The sequence below is a fragment of the Nitrincola salilacus genome, from assembly GCF_046271865.1.
GTDB lineage: Bacteria > Pseudomonadota > Gammaproteobacteria > Pseudomonadales > Balneatricaceae > Nitrincola > Nitrincola salilacus.
The window spans coordinates 4,598,302-4,619,921 of record NZ_CP176580.1; the positions used below are offsets into that span (position 1 = coordinate 4,598,302).

Consider the following 21,620-nt stretch of genomic DNA (forward strand, 5'->3'; position numbering starts at 1 on the left):
CGCCGGTACAGGCCTTGTAACATTTTTTGTGATCTAATAGCGCCTGTTTATAGCAGCATGAAGCTGCCCAATCATAAGACCCTGTTCCCTCAAGAAGTTGTCATCTCAATGGATCTGAACACTACACCGCTGCACCGAGCCTTCTGGCACTATACGCTACCCTCCATGGCGGCCCTGCTGGTCAGTGGCACCTATCAGATTGTGGATGGAATATTTGTCGGTCATTTCATTGGCGGTGACGGGCTGGCAGGGATCAATCTGGCCTGGCCCTGGGTCGGGGTTTTGCTCGCCATCGGGATGATGATCGGCATTGGAGCAGGGGCACAGGCTTCCATTTCGCTGGGTGGACGCGAGCAGCAGACGGCGAGCCGCTATATTGCGCAAGGCTTATGGTTGTTACTGTTGATCGGCATGCCGCTGGGCTGGTTGCTGAATCATACCAGCGCGGGATTTCTGGCCTTTCAGGGGGCCAGTGGCGACGCAGCCGCCAACGCTCAGGACTATCTCAATATCATGGCTCCAGCCTCGCCGCTGATTCTGGCCAGCATCGCCCTGCCCTTTCTGGCCCGTAATCTCGGCGCCCCCAGGCTCGCAACCTATGCCATGCTGGCCGGGGCCATCAGCAATATCCTGCTTGACGCTCTGTTTATCGCCTGGCTTGGCTGGGGCCTCAGTGGTGCAGCACTTGCAACGGTGTTGGCTGAAAGCCTATCAGTTATTATCTGTCTGGTTTTTCTCTTCAGCCATCGTAGCCGGGCGCCACTCGCCATTGCGACCTTTGCCCTGAAACCTCGTGCCATGCTCAAGCTGCTGGGCACCGGCTTCTCCAGCATGTTGATGTATCTGTACATCAGCTTCTCGGTCGTGCTGCATAATATTCTGCTGCTGAAGTATGGTCAGGCCATACATGTCGCTGCCTACAGTATCGCCGGTTACCTGATGGCCTTTTACTACATGGCGGCAGAAGGGGTATCTGGCGGCATGCAACCACTGGTCAGCTTCTACTACGGATCAGGTCAGATCAAACGCCTCAAAGATACCTTTATACTGGCCTGCAAGATCATTCTGGGCAGCGGCATCATTCTGGTTATCAGCCTGCTGCTGGTGCCGGGGTTTTTCGCATCAGTATTTATCGGCGATGATGAGGCGCTGCTGGATGTCGCTCAGTGGGCGATTCGTCTGCATCTGTTTGCGCTGTTTATTGATGGATTTCTGGTGATGACCGCCAGTTGGTTTCAGTCACTTGGCATGGGGCGCAAAGCGACCTTCATCACCATGGGTAATATGCTGATTCAGCTACCCTTCCTTGCGCTATTACCCTGGCTGATCGGCCTCAATGGCGTCTGGCTGGCCGTGCCCTTCTCGAACATATGCCTGTCGCTGTTTGCGATCTATCTGCTCAGACGTGAGTTCAAATCCTTTCGGAATAAATATCCTACCAATTCCCTTTCCTGTTGTTGATGATTACAATCAGATGCTGCAAGGTGTTTTACCTTCCGACTACTAATTCGCATTGATACTTTTTGAGGACGTTCACATGGCTGCTGCATTTGGTACCGTTTTCATGCCTGAAATGGCAATCTCCTGGTTTGATGGCACGCGCTGGAGCCAGCCGGAGATGGTGGCCAGTGACAGCATTCAGCTTCACCCGGGCGCTCATGTGCTGCACTATGCCAGCACCTGCTTTGAGGGACTGAAGGCGTTTCGCCATGAAGATGGTTCGGTGAAAATCTTCCGCATGGACCGTAATATTGCACGTATGGCTCAGAGCAGCCGCCTTCTGGCGCTGCCTGCTATTGATGAAGCAGAGCTGAGCAAGATGATTCTTGATACGGTTTCCCGTTTTGCGGCTGATGTACCGGCTCCCCCAGGGTCACTCTATATCCGCCCGACCCATTTCGGCACCGAAGCAGCCATCGGTAAGGCAGCAGCACCGTCTCTGACTTCCTGCCTTTACGTGCTGGCTTCGCCTGTGGGTGACTATTTTGCCGGTGGTGACAAGTGCCTGCGCCTGAAGCTCGAAGATCAGGGCATGCGCTGTGCGCCGCATAACGGCATGATCAAGAGTGGCGGCAACTACGCCAGCGCCCTGCGTCCGATCATGGAAGCGCGCGAAGAGTGTCAGGCGGATCAGGTCCTTTTCTGCCCGAATGGCGATGTTCAGGAGACAGGCGCGGCCAACTTCCTGCTGATCGATGGCAATGAGATCATCACCAAGGCGCTGGATGAGAGCTTCCTGCATGGGGTGACGCGTGACTCAATCCTGACACTGGCTCGCGATATGGGGATGCAAGTATCGGAGCGTGAGCTGACGGTTGCTGAGCTGCTTGAGCGTGCTGCCAAACCTGGCTGCGAAGCGGCGCTGTCTGGCACCGCAGCGGTTCTGACACCGGTGGGTACGCTGATTCATCACGGCAAGGAGTATCAGGTCGGCACTGGCGGTGTTGGCCAGACCACGGTCAAACTGCGTACTGCCCTGAATGCCATTCAGTGGGGTCGGGCTGAAGATATTCACGGCTGGCTGACCAGCATCTGAGTGCACTCGTTCTGAGTACACTCGCTCTAAGTACACTCTCAGTCAGTCCACCCTGAGTACAAAAAGCTGCCCGGTTATGGCCGGGCAGTCATCACTCTGTCCCAGATTTCCCCTACCCGTGTGCGCAGCTGCGCGAACTGATCGTCCGCTATGGTGCTGGATTGTTCCTGCAGCGCCAGCCTATGACCCATTGCGCGATAGGTTTTATAGGTTTCACGCAGGAAGTCCGCCTCCTCTGCCGACAACAGAGCATTGCGCTCGATCGCATCCAGAATACGGATATTATCGGTAAATTCGAGCAGGTCCGGATGGCGCGTGGCATAAGCCAGCACATGAAATTGCACCAGAAACTCGATATCCACTATGCCACCGCGATCCTGCTTCAGGTGGAAGGCGTCCTCTTCGGCAACACCGCTGCCCAGATGCTGGCGCATCTTTTCTCGCATATCCACAACATCGGTGCGCAGCTTTTCCAGTTCGCGATCGGCACCCAGAATCTCGGCACGTGTCTGTTCGAAGCGCTCTTTCACTCGTGAACAACCGGCCACCACACGTGCGCGCACCAGTGCCTGATGCTCCCAGGTCCAGGCTTCGCGCTGCTGATACTCCCCGAAGGCTTTCAACGTGCTGACCAGTAGTCCGGAGTTGCCTGACGGACGCAGACGCATATCCACTTCATACAGTTGTCCCGACGGCGTGAAGGTGTTCAGGATATGGATCATCTTCTGGCCCAGCCGATTGAAGAACACCGGGTTGGGCACCTGCTTCTCGCCATCGGTGTTCAGATTGGAGTCGGCATCATAGAGAAACACCAGATCCAGATCCGATCCATAGGAAAGTTCTATTCCACCCACCTTGCCATAGCCGAGTACGATAAAATCGGGATCACAGGGAATCCCGGGCTCGCGCAGTGGCCGTCCATACTTGCTGATCAGATCATGCCAGGCGATATCCAGCACCACCTCCAGCACCGCCTCGGCCAGCCAGGTCAGATAGTCACTGACTTTCATCAAGGGCAACACACCCGTCACTTCTGAAGCCGCCACCCGCAGCACATGAGCATGCTTGAAGTATCGCAATGCCTCCATCAGTTGTTCCGTATCCTCCTGCGGGATGCGCAGCAACTGCTGGCGCAGCTCAGCCTGCAGACGCGCCTTATCCGGTGGATCATACAGGGTGCGTGGATCAATCAGCTCATCCATCAGTACCGGCTGCTTGGCCAGCAGATTGGCGAACCAGGCACTGGCAGAGCACAGGCGCACCAGTTGCTGCAGGGCGGCCGGGTTTTCGGCCAACAGCACCAGATAAGCGGAGCGGCGCAGAATCGCCTGAATCAACAGCAACACGCGCTCCAGCGTAACCTCTGGGTTATTGCATTGGGCGATCGCCTGCAGCAGATTCGGCAACACATTCAGTAATCGTTGCTGAGCCACCTGCTGCAACACCTGCACCGCTTTCAGGTTGCGCAGATCCTGTATCAGTCTGAACGCCTTGTCGGCATCCTTAAAGCCGCGTTCTGCCAGCAGCCCATGCGCTTCAGCGTCATCCATCTCACCATGCCACAAGGCTTGCCAGTCAGTTTCAGTTGTAGAATCGGCCAGATCGTCCTCTGACTCTTCAGGCGCAATCACATCGGCAAAATGGCGCGAGACCGTTGCACGGTAACTCATCAACTGCTCATGGAAACTCTGCCAGCCGGCAAAGCCCATGCTGTGGGCTATACGTGCACGCCCCAAGTCATCTGCCGGAAGCTCCTGTGTCTGCTGGTCCGCCAGTGCCTGAATGGCGTGTTCGGTGTTGCGTAAAAAGGTATAGGATGCAATCAGCTCATCAACCGCCTGCTGCGGCATACCGACTCTTTCTGGCAGCAAGGGCAGAATATTCATCAGCTCTCGCTGGCGCAATTCCAGATCTCGCCCGCCACGAATCAGCTGAAATGCCTGAGCGATAAACTCCACTTCGCGGATACCGCCTGAGCCCAGCTTTACATTGTCCTCCAACCCTTTGCGCCTGACCTCACGACTGATCATCAGCTTCATATCGCGCAGTGATTCAAAGGCACTGAAGTCGATATATTTGCGATACACAAAGGGACGCAGCAAAGATTGCAAACGCTCACCCTGAGCTTTGTCGCCGGCCACCACCCGCGACTTGATCATCGCATAGCGTTCCCAGTCGCGGCCCTGATCCTGGTAATATCCCTCCATTGCATCAAAGCTGCAGGCCAGCGTGCCGGAGGTACCGAAAGGGCGCAGGCGCATATCGACACGGAATACAAAACCATCCATCGTCAGGTTATCCAGCGCCTGAATCAGCTTCTGCCCCAGGCGAATAAAGAAGTCCTGATTCTCCAGATTTTTGCGCTCATGGTCTGTTTCGCCATTGGATGGGTAGGTAAACATCAGGTCGATATCGGAGGACAGGTTCAGCTCATGCGCGCCCAGCTTGCCCATGCCGAGCACCACCATCCGCTGCTGTTGCCGCCGCCCCTGTGCGTCCGGTCGTGACCAGGGAGTCCCCCAGCGCTCACAGGCCTTGTCATACAGCCAGTTGAGCGTTTCATCGATGCACACATCGGCCAGCCAGGACAGCTCATGCGTAGTGCCGATCATGTCACTGCGCCGGGTCAGATCACGCCAGATCAAACGGACCATTTGGTACTGCCGGAACTGACGCAACACCCGATGCAGATCCGCCTCCTCCTGCTCTGGCTGAACCAGAGCATGCAGCAGATCACGATACCGCTGCTCACTGCAGGCCTGCTCCAGATCTCCTGATTGCAGCAGTTGTTGCAGCCATTCAGGATGACGTATCAACTGGTCGCGCACAAAGTCACTGCCGATCAGCACGGTGCTCAGCTCGGATGCCAGCCATTGTGGCGCCTGCTCAAGCAACATAAGCGCCGCAGAGATCTTCTCCCAGCTTTCCAGCAGATGCGTATGCAGTATTTCGGGTATTTTTTCCAGGGGAGGCTGTATCAACACCGTTACTCTCCGATCCGACAGAACAATCACTCTAGATTACCAGATCAAAGTAAAAATGAAGCTGCCAAGTTCAAGCTTTAATAGCAATTGCACATTTTTCATGACGTTTTTGTGTCGCTTTGGTTACATCCGCATGACAACTCCCTATATAATTGCGACCGTTTTACCAGATACAGGACAAGTCCATGGTGACCACGAATCTGATTACGCAGATGTTTGCCCGCTCGCCGTTCAAACCGATGCAGGAGCACATCGCCAAGGCACAGGAAGCCGCCGCCCAACTGACCCCGTTCATGGAAGCGGCTATGGCCGAAGACTGGGATAAGGCTGCCGAGATACAGCAGAACATCGTTCGCCTCGAAAACCAGGCCGATGATATGAAGCGTGATATCCGACAGCACCTGCCGGGAAATCTGTTTCTTCCCGTGCCTCGCAACGATCTACTGGAACTGCTGCGCATGCAGGACAAGGTTGCCAACAGAGCCAAGGATATTGCAGGCCTGATGCTGGGTCGCAAGATGCTGATTCCTTCTCAGATCCAGAAAGAAGTGCTCGCCTTTCTCACGACGGCCATCCAGACCACCGAGCAGGCTGTTGTCGCGCTTAACGAACTGGATGAACTGATAGCCACTGGATTCAGAGGCTATGAAGTGGATCTGGTTGAGCGCCTGATCTCCAAGCTGGATCAGCTCGAGCAAGACAACGATGAGCAGGAAAGAAAACTGCGTAATTCGCTGTTTGCCATAGAGCGCGAGCTTTATCCGATCGACGTGATTTTTCTATACCGCATCATCGACTGGATCGGTGATCTGGCTAACCGTGCTCAGCAAGTAGGCGGCCGCCTGCAGATGCTGCTGGCAAGATAAACTCACCAGACAGAGACCGGAATTATGGAAGTCCTTGTAGAACATGGCACGCTGATCATCATCATGGCCTGTGTCTTTGGCTTTTTCATGGCCTGGGGTGTTGGCGCCAACGACGTTGCCAACGCCATGGGCACCTCCGTCGGCTCCAAAGCCATCACCCTCAAACAGGCAATAGTTATTGCCATGGTGTTCGAGTTTGCCGGTGCGTATCTCGCCGGGGGCGCCGTCACCTCAACCATCCGTAGCGGCATCACTGATGCCTCGTTGATGGCCGACAGGCCCGACCTGCTGGTATTCGGCATGATGTCCGCCCTGCTCGCCGCAGGTGTGTGGCTCTTGATAGCCAGCCACTACGGCTGGCCTGTCTCCACCACGCACTCCATCATAGGTGCCATCGTCGGCTTTGCTGCCATCGGTATATCGGTTGACGCCGTGCACTGGAGCAAGATCGGCACTATCGTCATGAGCTGGGTGATATCACCCGTTACCGCTGGCTTTATCGCTTTCTGGCTATTTCGCAGCGTGCAGTATCTGATACTGGATACCAAAGACCCCTACGACAATGCCAAGCGCTATGTCCCCTACTACATTTTTCTGGTGGGATTCATCATCTCCATGGTGACGATGACCAAAGGTCTGAAACATATCGGGCTGGATCTGACCTTCACCCAAAGTGCATTGGGATCCGCTGTGGCTGGTGGCATCACCATGGTAATCGGCATCTTCATGATCAAACGGGTCAAGCATAACCCGGCTGATGATCGCGATTTTCACTTCACTAACGTCGAGAAGATCTTTGCCATCCTGATGCTGTTCACAGCCTGCGCCATGGCTTTTGCACACGGTTCCAACGATGTCGCCAACGCGGTCGGCCCTCTGGCGGCTGTTGTCAGCGTGGTCAACTCCGGTGGCGAGGTTTCTGCACGCTCGGTTGTTCAACCCTGGATTCTGCTGCTTGGTGGCGCGGGTATTGTTGCTGGCCTGATCATGTATGGGCATAAAGTAATCGCCACTGTGGGTCAGAATATCACTGAACTGACACCCAGCCGTGGTTTTGCCGCCACACTGGCTGCTGCAGCTACAGTTGTTGTCGCATCTGGTACAGGTCTGCCGATATCAACCACGCATACGCTTGTGGGGGCCGTTCTGGGCGTTGGACTGGCGCGTGGTATGGCAGCACTTAACCTGCGCATCATCGGTACGATTTTCATCTCCTGGATCGTGACGCTGCCAGCCGGTGCACTGCTGTCGATCATTTTCTTCTTCATCCTGACAGCTATCTTCCTGTAAGTATGAAGCCGGCAGAGTGTCCAGGGATGGGCACTACTGCTGATATCTCGCCTTATCACTCGACCTGCAACAACGACCTCTCAAAAATCGTCCTGCAATAAATAGATCCTCAATAAATAGACCCGCGACAGCAAAGATAGCATTATAGATCAGGAACTCATCGACCCTGCCTCGGACCAATAAGCAGATATCCGACAGGTTACCTGCATCACTGTGCCGGAGAAAACCATGACTCGCCAAACACCTGCTACTCTGACAATGCTGCAAGAGCTGATTGCCAGCCCATCGGTCAGCTCGACTGCGGAGGTCCTGGATCAAAGCAATCTTGAAGTGATCAACCGCCTGCATGGCTGGCTGAGTGATCTGGGGTTTGAGTGTGAGGTAATGATGCTGCCCGGTGAGGAGGGCCGCAAGGCCAATCTGATCGCTACACTCGGACAAGGACCTGGCGGACTGGTGCTCTCTGGCCACACGGATACCGTTCCCTGTAATCCCGAGTTATGGCAAAGCGACCCCTTTACTCTGACCGAGAGGGATAACCGTTTTTACGGGCTGGGTACCTGCGATATGAAAGGATTTTTTGCACTCGCGATCGAGGCCGCCCGCAGTTTCGATGCTACGCAGTTCAAGCAGCCTCTGATCATTCTGGCAACGGCCGATGAAGAAAGCTCCATGAGCGGTGCCAGAGCATTGGTGGAAGCTGGGCGCCCGCTGGCTCGTGCAGCAGTTATTGGTGAGCCGACCAGCCTGCGCCCGATCCGTATGCACAAGGGCATAATGATGGAAGCGGTCAGAATTGAAGGTCGTTCAGGCCACTCCTCCGATCCTGCACTCGGGCATAATGCGCTGGATGCCATGCATGGTGTGCTCAGTGAGCTGATCGGACTGCGCAAAGAGTTGGCTCAGCAGTACCATAACAGTGATTTCAGCGTCAGTATCCCAACCCTGAACCTGGGCTGTATCCACGGCGGAGATAACCCCAACCGTATTTGTGGCCGCTGTGAACTGGAGTTTGATCTTCGCCCGCTGCCAGGTATGTCACTGGATGGGTTGCGTAATATGATCAGTGAACGCTTACATCCTCTTGGAGCCAAATATGGCGTGGAGCTGAAATCTTATCCATTGTTTCTGGGCGTCCCACCTTTTGAAACAGCCAAAGATTCCGAGCTGGTTCAGATGGTGGAAAAACTCACCGGCCATTCGGCGCAGGCGGTGGCATTCGCTACCGAAGCCCCATTCCTGCAAGCGCTGGGTATGGATACAATAGTCATGGGTCCAGGATCCATCGAGCAAGCCCATCAGCCTGATGAGTTTCTGGCTCTGGATCAGATCCAACCCACTATCGAACTGCTGAAAACATTAATCGGGCGTTACTGCCTGTAACCGGAGCTAAAAGACTGCTGTGACCGACAACACTCAACAACATGTCAGCTGGTTTCGCCACTCATCACCCTACATCAATGCACACAGGGGCAAAACCTTTGTTCTGATGCTCGGTGGAGAGGCGCTGGCTGAGCCCAATTTCGATAATATCGTGCATGACATCGCCCTGCTGAACAGTCTGGGTGTGCGATTGGTGCTGGTTTTCGGTTCGCGACCACAGATAGAAGCGCGACTGGAAAAACAGGGCATCAAAACTCGCCTGCACCACCATCAGCGCGTCACCGATGCGCAGACGCTGCAGTGTGTTGTTGAGGCTGTTGGCAGTCTGCGTTGTGAGCTGGAAGCCCGTTTCTCGATGGGGTTGTCGAACACTCCGATGCATGGCGCACGTATCCGTGTCAGCAGTGGTAATTTCATCACCGCACGGCCAGCCGGTGTGGTGGATGGTGTTGATCTCAAGCATACCGGTGAGCTGCGCCGGGTGGATCATGAGGCGATTCGTCAGTTACTGAATCTTAACCATATCGTTTTGCTGTCCAATCTTGGTTACTCCCCGACAGGAGAGCTGTTCAACCTCTCGGTAGAGGAGGTTGCCACACGCACAGCCACAGCACTGAAAGCCGACAAGTTGATACTGTTTGGCAGTGAAAATGGCATACACGACAGCCGTGGCGATCTGCGCAGTGAGCTGCTCGTGGCCACTGCGATGCGTATGGTCAGCCAGTATCTGGCGAAACTGGATGACCCTACTGCACCTCATACGGAAACATCACGCCTGCTGCAAGCTGCGGCGGACGCTTGTCAGAGCGGAGTTCCACGCTGTCATCTGATCAATTTCCAGCAGGATGGTGCTCTGATTGAAGAGTTATTCACCCGTGACGGCTCAGGCACCATGGTAATTCGTGAGTCCTATGAGCAGGTCAGGGTGGCGGGCATAGAGGATGTCGGTGGCATTCTGGAGCTGATCGCGCCTCTGGAGGCCAAAGGTGTGCTGGTCAGACGCTCGCGTGAACGCCTCGAGGCAGAAATTGAGCGCTTTACCATTGTTGAACGCGACGGAGCCATTATTGGTTGTGCGGCACTCTATCCCTTTCTGGATGAACAGGTCGGCGAACTGGCCTGCGTGGCGATCGACAGCAACTACCAGGGCGGGCAGCGTGGCGATATGCTGCTGAACACTCTGGAGGAGCAGGCACGTGATATGGGGCTCAAATCACTGTTCGTGCTGACCACACGCACCGCACACTGGTTTGTCGAGCGAGGGTTCCGGGAGACATCACTGGATGAGCTGCCGCAGGAAAAGAAAGCGCTGTATAACTTCCAGCGCAACTCGAAAGTCTTTTTCAAGCCGCTCTAGTTTGAAAGCTGGATAACAGGGCACCTCGACAAACCGTCAAGAACGGATTGATGGAGAGGGGCCACCGCTATCTGGGCGCATCAGTGCTCTCTGGGATGAGCACCGCCGGGCAGAGAGGCCCGGAAGGCCGCCCCGCCCAGTTCTGAGTGAGATACCTCCAGTGAACCGTCATAGCTGCTGAGAATATCCACCGCAATTGACAGGCCTATGCCCTGCCCGGGCGCGGATGAGTCCAGCCGTGCCCCCCGCTTCAGAATCATCTGTCGTTGTTCCGGTGAAACGCCCGGGCCATCATCTTCAATATCGATCTGTAACTCGGCATCACGCGTCAAAGCGCTGACTCTGACTTGACTGCGGCCATACTTGAACGCGTTCTCCATCAGTGTTCCCAGAAGTTCCATCAGATCCCGCTCATCGCCATGAAAGTGAGCCTCCGGATCTATCAGCAGCTCGTGCTGTATCCTTTTTTCGGCATAGACTTTCTGTAGCGCGGCTGCCATTCGATGTGCAACAGGCTCAAGCGGTACAGGTCTGGCCAGTACCTGATGCGCAGATTTCACCGCACGCGTCAGCTGATATTGGACTATCTGATCCATACGCTGCACCTGATCATCGATCAGATGCTGGTACTCGTCTTCATTCAGCTCCTCGTTGCGAGCTCCCATGATAACGGCCAGCGGCGTTTTCAGGCTGTGCGCCAGATCACCCAGTGTATTGCGGTAACGCTCGCGCTGCTGCCGTTCACTTTGAATCAGACGGTTAAGATTATCGGTCACCGTCTGTACCTCATGCGGATACTCACCCTGCAGATATTCAGCATTGCCCTGTTCAATGCTCTGCAGATCCCTGGCCAGACGATCCAACGGCTGCAACCCCCAGCGCATGATCAGATACTGCACCAGCAAGGCCAGAATGAATACGACACTGAGCCAGCCCCAGAGCTGTGTCTTGAAAGCATTCATCTGTTTTTTCACTGCAACATCTGAACGCAGCACCGACACCATGAAGTGACGATCCTGACCGTCATACTCCCAGACAACCGGGTATTGCAGCAGGAAGAAGCCATCCGTCCAGAGATGCTCGAACCAGATATCACCCGGTTCCAGTTGCGAATCAGGCAGATGTGCTACCAGAGAGTCGGCTAGAAGGTAACTTGAGGGGGAGCGCCAGAGCAGGGAATTCTGGCTGTGGATAAATCCATAGACACCGGAGTCAGTCTGTCGGAAACGCGATTCGGAGGGAAGGTCAGGCAAACGCAACTGACCATCCATCAACTCAGCAGAGCCCAACAGCAGGTATACCTGCAGCTGCGCCTGAGACTCTTCGGATGCCAACAGACTCTCGTAAAAGGCTCGCTGCAGTGCAATCACCGCAAAAACCACCACCAGTGGCAGCAGTATGAATGAGCCCCAGAGCAGACGGGCCTTTAACGAACGGGGCACCAGTCGCTGCAGCAAATCAGTCTCCGGTACCCAGTTCCGGATTAATACGATAACCCAGCCCCCTGACGGTCAGGATGGGATGCAGTGTCTGATCCGGATCCAGCTTCTGGCGCAGACGGCGAATAAATACCTCCAGTACGTTACTGTCACGATCAAAATCCTGATGATAGAGGTGCTCGGTCAGCTCCGTTTTGGAGATGGTTTTACCGGCATTCATCATCAGATATTCAAGAGTACGGTACTCGTAGCTGGTCAGCCTCACCTCTTCATCCGACATGTAAAGCAGTCGAGCAGTGGTGTCGAGCGTCAGAGGACCAAATTGAAGCTGCGGCTGTGCATGTCCGGCTGAGCGACGAATCAGTGCATTCAAACGCGCAATCAACTCTTCCGGCTGAAAGGGTTTCACCAGATAATCATCTGCTCCGGCCTCAAGTCCCTCAACCTTATCCTGCCAGTTACCTCGCGCCGTCAGGATCAGGATAGGAAAGCGCCGCTGATCCGCGCGCCACTGTTTGATCACATCCAGCCCCGACATCTCCGGTAAACCCAGATCGACAATGGCTATATCAAACTCATACTCACAGCCCAGATAAACAGCCTCCTTGCCATCAGCACACTCTTCAACCGTGTACCCCTTTTGCGCCAGGATAACCGACAGTTGCCTGCGCAGATCCGGATCGTCCTCAACAACCAGCAGCTTCATCACTTACTCCTTTGAGCTTCAGGGCGCTACAACACGCCCGCTATCTGCTTCTATCTTGACATCCCTGACACGTCCTTCGTTCACTAAACGAATATGAAAAAGTTGCTGGCCATCCTCTTCAACCTCCTCGGCCTTGAGAACCTGGCCACCATAAGCCTCAAGGGCGATCTCTGCAGCGCGTTTGAGATCTATCTCACCCGCATCCTGAGTGAGGGCCGGAATTGACAATGACAGACCTATCAAAGCCATGCAGGTGATGGTTATTTTTCGCCAGCACAACGCAAAACGTTTAACCAACATCAGGACTCCTCCACTTCCGTAGCATCAGGCTGACGGAAGTCGATCAAAGATAAATTGATGAACATATGCCCTGAGTCTAACGCGCACCAGATTAACCGGCTCTTAACAAGAAGATCAATGCCCTTGCAGCAGCGCCGGCAGATCCCCCAGTGGCAGGTCAAAAGCCTCTGCCACCCCCTGACAGTACAGCTCACCTTCATGCACATTAAGGCCGGGGGCGAAGCCCTTGTTGCTGCGCAACGCACCCTGCCAGCCTTGTGCAGCCAGTTGCAGCACATAGGGAAGTGTCGCGTTGGTCAGCGCCTGCGTAGAGGTGCGCGCTACGGCTCCCGGCATATTCGCTACGCAGTAGTGCACGATACCATCAACGATAAAGGTCGGATCCGCATGGGTAGTCGGGCGACTGGTCTCAAAGCACCCACCCTGATCAATCGCGACATCCACCAGCACCGCTCCCGGCTGCATCAGACCCAGCATCTCACGAGTAATCAGCTTGGGAGCTGCCGCACCCGGCAACAGCACGGCTCCGATCACCATATCTGCCGTGCTGATTCTGGATTCAATCAATTGTCGGGATGAAAAAAGCGTCTCTACCTGACCACCGAAAACATCATCCAGCTGACGCAATCTGGCAATTGAGCGATCCATGATCGCTACGCGCGCGCCCATTCCCAATGCAATTTTAGCTGCACTTTGCCCCACCACACCACCGCCAATGATCAGCACCTGTCCAGACTCTACCCCTGGAACGCCCGACAGCAATACGCCTCGCCCCTGTTGCGCTTTCTCAAGGCAATGCGCGCCAGCCTGCACAGACATTCGACCGGCCACCTCGCTCATTGGCGCCAGCAGTGGCAGCAGTCCCTGAGCATCGGTGATGGTTTCATAGGCGATCGCAGTACAGCCACTTGCAAGCAGCGCATCTGTCTGCGGTCTGTCTGCCGCCAGATGCAGATAGGTAAACAGGGTTTGCCCCTTGCTCAGCCAACCGCACTCATGCAGCTGCGGCTCCTTGACCTTGACCACCATATCAACACTTTTGTACAGCGCCTCAGCACTTTCCTCCAGTGTGGCACCCGATGCCACATAATCTTCGTCGGAAAACCCGGCACCCAGGCCTGCGCCCTGCTGAATCATCACCTCATGACCCTGCATACACAATTCTCTGACGCCGACCGGGGTCATGCCGACCCGATATTCATGCGTCTTGATCTCGGCAGGTACTCCTAACTTCATACAACCTCCTCAACGGGGCATTCGATCATTATTGTTATTCTGCTTTCATATTATTCAGTTGAATAAGTGTAGACGATTAAACACAGTGTGAAGGGTACTCGGCAATGGGCATGAGCTGATATACTCGAAACATTGATGAATATGTAACCGAAGGACAGATTCAATGCCTGAATATCGTTCCCGCACCTCCACCGCCGGTCGCAATATGGCCGGTGCCCGCGCACTCTGGCGCGCCACTGGTATGAAAGATGATGACTTTCATAAACCGATCGTCGCGGTTGCCAACTCCTTCACGCAGTTTGTACCGGGTCATGTCCACCTGAAAGATATGGGACAGCTTGTCGCACGCGAAATTGAGAAAGCCGGCGGCGTCGCGAAAGAGTTCAACACCATTGCCGTGGATGATGGTATCGCCATGGGCCATGACGGCATGCTCTACTCTCTGCCTTCACGCGACATTATTGCTGATTCAGTCGAGTATATGGTCAACGCTCATTGTGCCGATGCACTGATCTGCATCTCCAACTGTGACAAGATCACACCGGGAATGCTGATGGCGGCACTGCGCCTGAATATTCCCGTGATCTTTGTCTCCGGCGGCCCGATGGAGGCAGGCAAAACCAAGCTGTCGGAACACAAACTGGATCTGGTTGATGCGATGGTGATCGCGGCGGATGACTCGGTCTCTGACGAAACCGTTGCTGAATATGAACGCTCCGCCTGCCCGACCTGCGGTTCCTGCTCCGGCATGTTCACTGCCAACTCGATGAACTGCCTGACCGAGGCACTGGGTCTGTCGTTGCCGGGCAACGGCACTACGCTGGCCACACACAGCGACCGTCGTCGCCTGTTTGAAGAGGCTGGCCATCGTATCGTCGATCTGGCCAAGCGTTATTATGAGCAGGATGATGCGTCTGTGCTGCCACGTTCCATCGCGAATGTAAAAGCTTTCGAAAACGCCATCACCCTGGATATCGCCATGGGTGGATCAACCAATACCATTCTGCACTTGCTGGCCATGGCTCAGGAAGGTGAAGTTGATTTCACGCTACGCGACATTGATCGCCTGTCACGCAATGTACCCCAGTTGTGTAAAGTAGCGCCCAACACGCAGAAGTATCATATCGAAGATGTACATCGTGCCGGCGGTATTTTCGGCATCCTGGGTGAGCTGGATCGTGCCGGCAAGCTGCACAGTGATCTGCCGACCGTCCACAGCAGCAGTCTGGCCGAAGCGCTGGAAACCTGGGACATCATGCGCAACCCGACACCCGAGGTGAAGGAGTTCTACAAAGCGGGCCCTGCCGGCATTCCGACACAGACCGCCTTCAGCCAGTCCACACGCTGGACATCGCTGGATGGTGATCGCGCCGCCGGCTGCATCCGCAACTATGAAAACGCCTTCTCTCAGGAAGGCGGTCTGGCTGTGCTCTACGGTAACATTGCAGAGAACGGCTGCGTACTGAAAACGGCGGGCGTGGATGAATCGATCCATGTCTTTGAAGGGCCGGCACATGTCACAGAATCTCAGGATGAAGCGGTACATCACATTCTGGAAGACAAGGTGAAGCCCGGTGATGTCGTGATCGTGCGTTACGAAGGCCCCAAAGGTGGCCCCGGTATGCAGGAGATGCTTTACCCGACCTCTTACCTCAAGTCCAAAGGGATGGGTAAGCACTGTGCACTCCTCACCGATGGTCGTTTCTCTGGTGGCACATCTGGCCTGTCGATCGGTCATGCCTCTCCGGAAGCTGCGGCAGGTGGTGCGATCGGCCTGATTGAGAATGGTGACATGATCCGGATCGACATTCCCAATCGCAGCATCAATGTGTTGCTGTCTGATGAAGAATTGGCGAAACGTCGTGCTGAGCGTGACGCGCTGGGCTGGAAACCCGCCGCTGAGCGTCCACGCAAGGTATCCTCAGCACTGAAGGCCTACGCCAAGCTTGTGACATCTGCTGATACGGGTGCCGTCAGGGATCTGAGTCAGCTGGACTGATCACTTTGAGTGAATAGACGATACAAAAAAGGGGCTGGTTATCACCGAGCCCCTTTTTTATAGCTGATGGTGTGAGACAGGTATACTCAACGCTTACTGGTGTCCTGCAACGCCTGCATGATCGACTGTGACCAGTTCAGGCTGTGACGGTAAGCCACTTCATAGTAGGGCAGCTCCAGCATCTTTTTCAGCGAACCGAAATCACCGCGCTCATAGGTCTCGACCTCAGTCAGAACCTCACCGAGTAAACCGCCGCGACTCAGCAACGCCTCCTTGATATCTGCCTGCAATGGCACCTGCTGCATCAGATCATCCATCGGCATATCCATCATCACATCCAGTTGTGACAGCAGGCCTGTAATGAAGTAGTTCATCGGTTCCGCTCTGCCGGTCATCTCGGCCAGCAACTCGCACATACGCCCCCTGACCAGCATGTTACGCGTCAACTCATCCGGCTTGCCGTCATCGCTCTTGGCCAGAAACAACATCACCCAGCGCTTGATCTGCTCCATACCGAGCATCGCGATGGCATGCGACAATGAACTGATCTCACGGCGTAGGTTAAACGCCGCGGAATTGACGACGCGCAGAATTTTGTAGGTCAGGGCGGGATCTTTCAGGGCGATCTCTTCAACCGACGCAGCCGTTGCACTGGTTTTTTGCAGCTCAGCCAGCAGTTGGATCAACACCACCTTGTTGCCAGACAGCTTCTTGCCACGAATCAGCTTTGGACGACTGAGAAAATAGCCCATGTAGAGCGCAAAACCCATCTCCAGACACTGACGGAACTCATCCTGAGTCTCCACCTTATCCGCCAGCAACTCCAGTTGATAAGGTCGCAGCTTCTGCAGAAGCGCTGGCAGCCTGTCCAGACCCAGTAACTGAATATCCAGTTTCAGCACATGGATGATATTAAGCAAGGGTTCGAAACGTGCGTCGGAGGGGTCATAATCCGCCAGAGCAAGGCGAAACCCCTTCTTGGCGAGCTCTTTGAGCTTCTCAACCAAGGCGGGGGTAATCTCGGAATGTCCGAGCAGCTCCAGCACAAAGCTCTGGCGTGGCAGATCCGGCAGCTGGTCACCCAGCAGGATCTTGTCAGTTACCTTCAGGAAAAAAGGCAGATTCTGAATCTCACCCTCTACGGAAATCCCCGCATAGCTGCTCAACAGCACCTCAAGGGTGACTTCATCGTCTTTGAGGCCCTGTACAAAGTTGCCCTGCTCATCGCGAAACAGCAGTTCGAAAGCCGCGACATCCTGACTTTTGGTGAAAATAGGCTGACGCGCCATCAACACCGGTAAACCTTGACTCATTGAGCCCGGCTGCGTTTCCTTGGTAACCATTGCCACTCCGTTATCGGGTTACAGGCTAGTAACAATCAGGCAATTAGTATACCCAAATATTCACATCCTTGTGCAAGGGATTCTTCGACAGGAGAGGATTAAGTTTCAGGCAACCCGGAAGCCAGATGTCTTGCGGCTCAGATCGGCAGCCATCTCATGAATTCTGCGGGTATTGCCGGTAATGGTATCGATTGAGCCTGTATCACTGCGCAGTTGCTGGGCGATGAAATCCATCTCCTGACTCATATGCAAAGCGGTCTTGGCCACCTCCTGAACCGCATGGGCCATCTCAGCTGACGACGCGGACCCCGTACTCGCATTCGACTCTATCTCGCTCATTGCGTGCTCCGCCTGGCTACCCAGTTGCTCTATCGCGCCGAGCTTCTCCTGACTGGAGTTCATCAGCGTGATGGTACTGCTGGTCGAGCTCTGTATGGAATTGACGATACCTGTAATGCGTGATGTGGCATCAACGGTACGCTCAGCCAATGAGCGCACTTCATCCGCCACCACCGAAAATCCACGACCGGCATCTCCTGCCCGTGCCGCTTCAATGGCGGCATTCAGCGCCAGCAGATTGGTCTGATTTGCCAGATCGTTGATCATACCAATCACATTATCGATATCCTGTGACAGCTGGCCCAGAGCATTGAGTTGTTCTCCGGTCTGGTTCACCATCCGATTCGATTCATTCAGATTGGCTAACAGGCTCTTGAGAATATCCATACCGGACTTTGCCGATTCAAATGTGTTTCTGGACTGTTCACTCAACTCAGCGGTCGTGTCCGAAATAGTGGAAATGGTGGCCGAAATCTCCTCGGTGGAGGCCGCCAGTGAGTTGGTCTGCTGACTGAGAGAGCGATTGCTGGCGGCAATATTATCCAATTCACTGTTCAACTCAGACACGCGTTGATCAACATCGGAACTGATAGTGACAACATCCCCGATCACGGCACCCAGCCCATCCGACATCTCATTGACGGAATGGCACAGCGCATCAAACTCATCATTTCGTTTGCTGTTGACCGCCAGTCGCACGGTCAGATCACCATCACGGACACGCCCCAGATCCTTTATCGTTTGTGACAGCGTTGTTTTGACGCTGTAACCGATCATCAGCAGCATCAATATCACACCGGCGGCCACGATGACACTGACCAGAACCAGCGCAAAAATCGCCTGACTGGAGCTGCGTTGTGCATTCTCCTGGGCCTGAGACACCAGACTGGACAGCATGGCCGAGGTCTGCTGACGATTACTGTTAAAAGCTGATCTCACCGTTCTCAAGGTTTCTTGCGCCTGCTCCAGAGCCGCATGCATCTGGGTGAACTGTGCCACCTCACCATGGTAGTCCTCTATAACACTGCCAAAGCGCTCCTGAAGCCCTCCCAATGCGGCCACACGCTCCATGAAGTCATCATACTGTTGCTGAAACAACGCCAGATTGTCGGCACTGGCCTCGAATATGTATTGACGCTCAGCGTCCCTGACGCTGAGAAACGCCTGCTGAATCACAGACAGAAAAGATACACTCTCCAGTACCGTCTCTCCTGAGGCAGCCACCACCCCTTTCTGGCCGGAGCCAGCATCAAAACCAACCTGCGCCTGCACTGCCGCCACTTGCTCCAGAGCGTCAAAATAGCGTGTCAGTAATTGTGCGGAAGCCTCAAGCGCCTGTGCTGCATTAACATCAGTCGCCAGCTCCGCATCCACCTTGAGTTGCGCACTGAACGCACTGCGATTCTGCTGCAAGGTACGGGTAAACTCGGGGAAGGTATCGTCCGACACCTGTCTTAGATGATCGGATGTTTCAAGCATCGCAAGTGCCAACGCATCGATGTTGGATTTGATCCTGGAAAGCTGTTGCAGTTGGTGGTTGGCTGTTGCCTGAGTTTGCAGCCCATTAAAGGCCACACCAGCCAACAGCAGAAAACCAGTGATTACCGATGCCAGCAGAATAATCAGCTTGGCACGAAAGCTCAAATTCGTAATCATCGCAACTCTTCTTATTTTTTATATTTGAGATTGCATGATTGCCGTGCAGTCATTGCAGACAGCAAACATCGTACTGCCGAGGGAGGGCAGCTGGGAACATCCAGTCACCGCAGCAATGCATCCCTGCCGCTGCGGTTATCCATTAAACCGATGTGATTGTGATCAACCGTAACGCACTCCAGGCAACCAGAGCACAAGGTCCTTCCAGAAAAACACCATGGTCACTGCCAGCAACTGGATAAGAATGAACGGAATAACACCCTTATAGATATCCGTTGTCTTGATCTGTGGTGGCACAACACCCTTCAGGTAAAAGAGTGAGAAGCCTACCGGCGGCGTCAGGAATGACGTCTGCAAAGCCAGAGCAAAGAGTACAACGAACCAGGTCAGATCAAATCCCAGTGCTGACACGACAGGCCCGACCAGAGGCAGCAGTATCAGACTGATCTCCAGCCAGTCGAGGAAAAATCCTGCTACGAAGGTGATCAGCAGAATCACCACAACAATCCCTTCAGGTGAGAATGGAATCCCCTTCAGCAGGCTGCCAATGAATTCATCGCCGCCGAGCGAACGCATGACTACAGCAAAAGCAGTCGCGCCGAGGAAAATCCCGAATACGAATGCAGTTGTCAGCGTTGTTTTACGGCTGACATCCTTCAGTACCTCATAATTGAGCTTGCCATTCATCCAGGCCAGCAGCGTCGCACCCAGCGCACCAACACCCGCCGCTTCAGTCGGCGTAGCAATCCCGAGGAAAATCGTTCCCAGTACAGCCAGAATCAGCCCCAGTGGTGGAACAACCGCCCAGAGCGTCGCACGCACCATGGGCCAGGTAATAGGCGGTAGATCATCCCGTGGCTTGGACATGCCGGGAACAAAGATCGACACGAGAATCACATACGCGATATACATCAAACCCAGCATGACACCTGGAATCAGCGCACCCATGAACAGATCACCCACAGCAAGGGACAGCTGATCGGCCATGATGATCAGCATGATGCTGGGTGGGATCAGAATTCCCAGGGTACCGGCCGAAGCCACAATCCCGCTGGCAAATGCCGGTGAATACTTCTGCTCCAGCATTGCCGGAATCGACAGCATTGCCAGCAGCACGACAGAGGCACCAACAATACCGGTAGACGCAGCCAGCAGAATACCGATGGTGATGACCGCAACACCCAGACCGCCACGGAAACGACCAAACAGATTGACGAAGTTGTTCATCAACCGCTCCGCCACACCCGAGCGCTCCAGCATCAGCCCCATGAAGATGAACATGGGCAAGGCCACCAGTACCCAGTTACTCATCTGCGAGAAGATGCGTTGCACCATGACACCAAAGATGCGCCAGTCGGTCAGGAAGTAGGTATCCACATCAAAATACTGATAGGCCAGTATCGAGCCAACACTGAACAGCACGGATATACCGGCCAGAATCCACGCCACCGGATAGCCGGTGAAGATCAACAGAATAAAGCTGCTGAGCATGGCAATAACTATAATCTCGTTCACTTCAAACACAGGCTTCCCCTTCTACACTCTTGTGCACTGACATCAAGGCAATCGCCGTGCCCGGGGAAACCCGGTCAACAGGGACAGAGCCCGCAACAGACGTGCCACAGCCGCCATCGCCAGCAATCCGAACGCGATCGGAATCACGGACTTGATAACCCATCGCATGGGTAATCCACCCGGCGCCGCTGACACCTCATTGATTCGATACGAACGCTCCACAAAGGGGAAGGCATAGAACATGATCACATAACAGAAAGGCAGGAAGAAAATAAGGATGCCCAGTATTTCAATCACCGCACGCTTACGCAGCGTCAGATGTTCGGCCAGAACATCAACCCGTACATGTCCATCATGCACAAAGCAGTAGGATAAGCCGATCATGAAGCCAGCGGCATAGAGATGCCACTGCAGTTCCTCAAGGGCGATGAAGTTGGTACCCAGTACATAGCGCATGATGACGTTACCGACTACCAGTAACATCAGCGCTATCCAGAACCAGGAAAAGACCTTGCCGAAGAGATCAACAATCCCCTCCAGCACGTCTGAAATAAGAGTACGAGGGTAATCAACGGCGGCCGCTTTATGAGCGACCGCCTCCTCGATTTTTTGCAAATCAAGTTTGTATTCAGCCATGGAAAAATTCCACCTCGCTTACAGGGAAGTCGATA

The 21,620-nt window shown here is 54.4% G+C and carries 16 protein-coding genes; 7 read left to right on the forward strand and 9 right to left on the reverse strand.

The window, feature by feature from the left end; translation table 11 throughout:
• The first annotated feature begins 108 nt into the window (after positions 1-108).
• A complete protein-coding gene (locus ACK3CJ_RS21150) occupies positions 109-1,461 on the forward strand; it encodes an MATE family efflux transporter (RefSeq protein WP_409524173.1) in 1,353 nt (450 codons plus the stop codon).
• A 76-nt stretch (positions 1,462-1,537) separates the two neighbouring features.
• The gene (locus ACK3CJ_RS21155) at positions 1,538-2,536 is read left to right on the forward strand and encodes a branched-chain amino acid aminotransferase (RefSeq protein WP_409524174.1); all 999 of its coding nucleotides are present in this window, start codon (positions 1,538-1,540) and stop codon (positions 2,534-2,536) included.
• A 74-nt stretch (positions 2,537-2,610) separates the two neighbouring features.
• Here ACK3CJ_RS21155 and glnE read toward each other — a convergent pair whose 3' ends face one another.
• Entirely contained in the window at positions 2,611-5,520 is a 2,910-nt protein-coding gene (gene glnE / locus ACK3CJ_RS21160) for a bifunctional [glutamate--ammonia ligase]-adenylyl-L-tyrosine phosphorylase/[glutamate--ammonia-ligase] adenylyltransferase (RefSeq protein WP_409524175.1), read from the reverse strand.
• Positions 5,521-5,705: 185 nt separating this feature from the next.
• Between glnE and ACK3CJ_RS21165 the strand changes: the two genes are divergently transcribed.
• The 4 genes from ACK3CJ_RS21165 to argA all read left to right on the forward strand — a co-directional run bounded on the left by ACK3CJ_RS21165 (position 5,706) and on the right by argA (position 10,416).
• The gene (locus ACK3CJ_RS21165; RefSeq protein WP_409524176.1) at positions 5,706-6,386 is read left to right on the forward strand and encodes a TIGR00153 family protein; all 681 of its coding nucleotides are present in this window, start codon (positions 5,706-5,708) and stop codon (positions 6,384-6,386) included.
• A 24-nt stretch (positions 6,387-6,410) separates the two neighbouring features.
• A complete protein-coding gene (locus ACK3CJ_RS21170) occupies positions 6,411-7,676 on the forward strand; it encodes an inorganic phosphate transporter (RefSeq protein WP_409524177.1) in 1,266 nt (421 codons plus the stop codon).
• A gap of 228 nt (positions 7,677-7,904) precedes the next feature.
• Positions 7,905-9,059, forward strand: a complete 1,155-nt coding sequence (gene argE, locus ACK3CJ_RS21175; protein WP_409524178.1) for an acetylornithine deacetylase — start codon at positions 7,905-7,907, stop codon at positions 9,057-9,059.
• A gap of 19 nt (positions 9,060-9,078) precedes the next feature.
• The gene (gene argA, locus ACK3CJ_RS21180) at positions 9,079-10,416 is read left to right on the forward strand and encodes an amino-acid N-acetyltransferase (RefSeq protein WP_409524179.1); all 1,338 of its coding nucleotides are present in this window, start codon (positions 9,079-9,081) and stop codon (positions 10,414-10,416) included.
• 80 nt (positions 10,417-10,496) lie between these two features.
• On the opposite strand, the gene ACK3CJ_RS21185 is transcribed toward argA, so the two are convergent.
• From ACK3CJ_RS21185 to ald, 4 genes are all read right to left on the reverse strand, one after another.
• Positions 10,497-11,873: an ATP-binding protein gene (locus ACK3CJ_RS21185; RefSeq protein ID WP_409524180.1), complete on the reverse strand. Its 1,377-nt coding sequence runs from the start codon at positions 11,871-11,873 to the stop codon at positions 10,497-10,499.
• A 1-nt stretch (position 11,874) separates the two neighbouring features.
• Positions 11,875-12,561, reverse strand: a complete 687-nt coding sequence (locus ACK3CJ_RS21190) for a response regulator transcription factor (RefSeq protein ID WP_409524181.1) — start codon at positions 12,559-12,561, stop codon at positions 11,875-11,877.
• Positions 12,562-12,579: 18 nt separating this feature from the next.
• Positions 12,580-12,861, reverse strand: coding sequence for a PepSY domain-containing protein (locus ACK3CJ_RS21195; protein WP_409524182.1), 282 nt, complete (start codon positions 12,859-12,861; stop codon positions 12,580-12,582).
• 114 nt (positions 12,862-12,975) lie between these two features.
• Positions 12,976-14,097, reverse strand: a complete 1,122-nt coding sequence (ald, locus tag ACK3CJ_RS21200) for an alanine dehydrogenase (protein WP_409524183.1) — start codon at positions 14,095-14,097, stop codon at positions 12,976-12,978.
• A 163-nt stretch (positions 14,098-14,260) separates the two neighbouring features.
• Here ald and ilvD point away from each other — a divergent pair, with 163 nt between their 5' ends.
• Positions 14,261-16,096: a dihydroxy-acid dehydratase gene (ilvD, locus tag ACK3CJ_RS21205; RefSeq protein WP_409524184.1), complete on the forward strand. Its 1,836-nt coding sequence runs from the start codon at positions 14,261-14,263 to the stop codon at positions 16,094-16,096.
• Positions 16,097-16,182: 86 nt separating this feature from the next.
• Here ilvD and ACK3CJ_RS21210 read toward each other — a convergent pair whose 3' ends face one another.
• The 4 genes from ACK3CJ_RS21210 to ACK3CJ_RS21225 all read right to left on the reverse strand — a co-directional run bounded on the left by ACK3CJ_RS21210 (position 16,183) and on the right by ACK3CJ_RS21225 (position 21,585).
• The gene (locus ACK3CJ_RS21210; protein ID WP_409524185.1) at positions 16,183-17,439 is read right to left on the reverse strand and encodes an EAL and HDOD domain-containing protein; all 1,257 of its coding nucleotides are present in this window, start codon (positions 17,437-17,439) and stop codon (positions 16,183-16,185) included.
• Positions 17,440-17,544: 105 nt separating this feature from the next.
• On the reverse strand, positions 17,545-19,434 hold the full coding sequence (locus tag ACK3CJ_RS21215) for a methyl-accepting chemotaxis protein (RefSeq protein WP_409524186.1): 1,890 nt from the start codon (positions 19,432-19,434) through the stop codon (positions 17,545-17,547).
• A 162-nt stretch (positions 19,435-19,596) separates the two neighbouring features.
• Complete coding sequence (locus ACK3CJ_RS21220) at positions 19,597-20,958, reverse strand: TRAP transporter large permease (protein ID WP_409524187.1); 1,362 nt, start codon at positions 20,956-20,958, stop codon at positions 19,597-19,599.
• A 33-nt stretch (positions 20,959-20,991) separates the two neighbouring features.
• Positions 20,992-21,585 (reverse strand): TRAP transporter small permease subunit, encoded by a 594-nt coding sequence (locus ACK3CJ_RS21225; RefSeq protein WP_409524188.1) that lies wholly within the window; start codon positions 21,583-21,585, stop codon positions 20,992-20,994.
• Between the last annotated feature and the right edge of the window lie 35 nt (positions 21,586-21,620).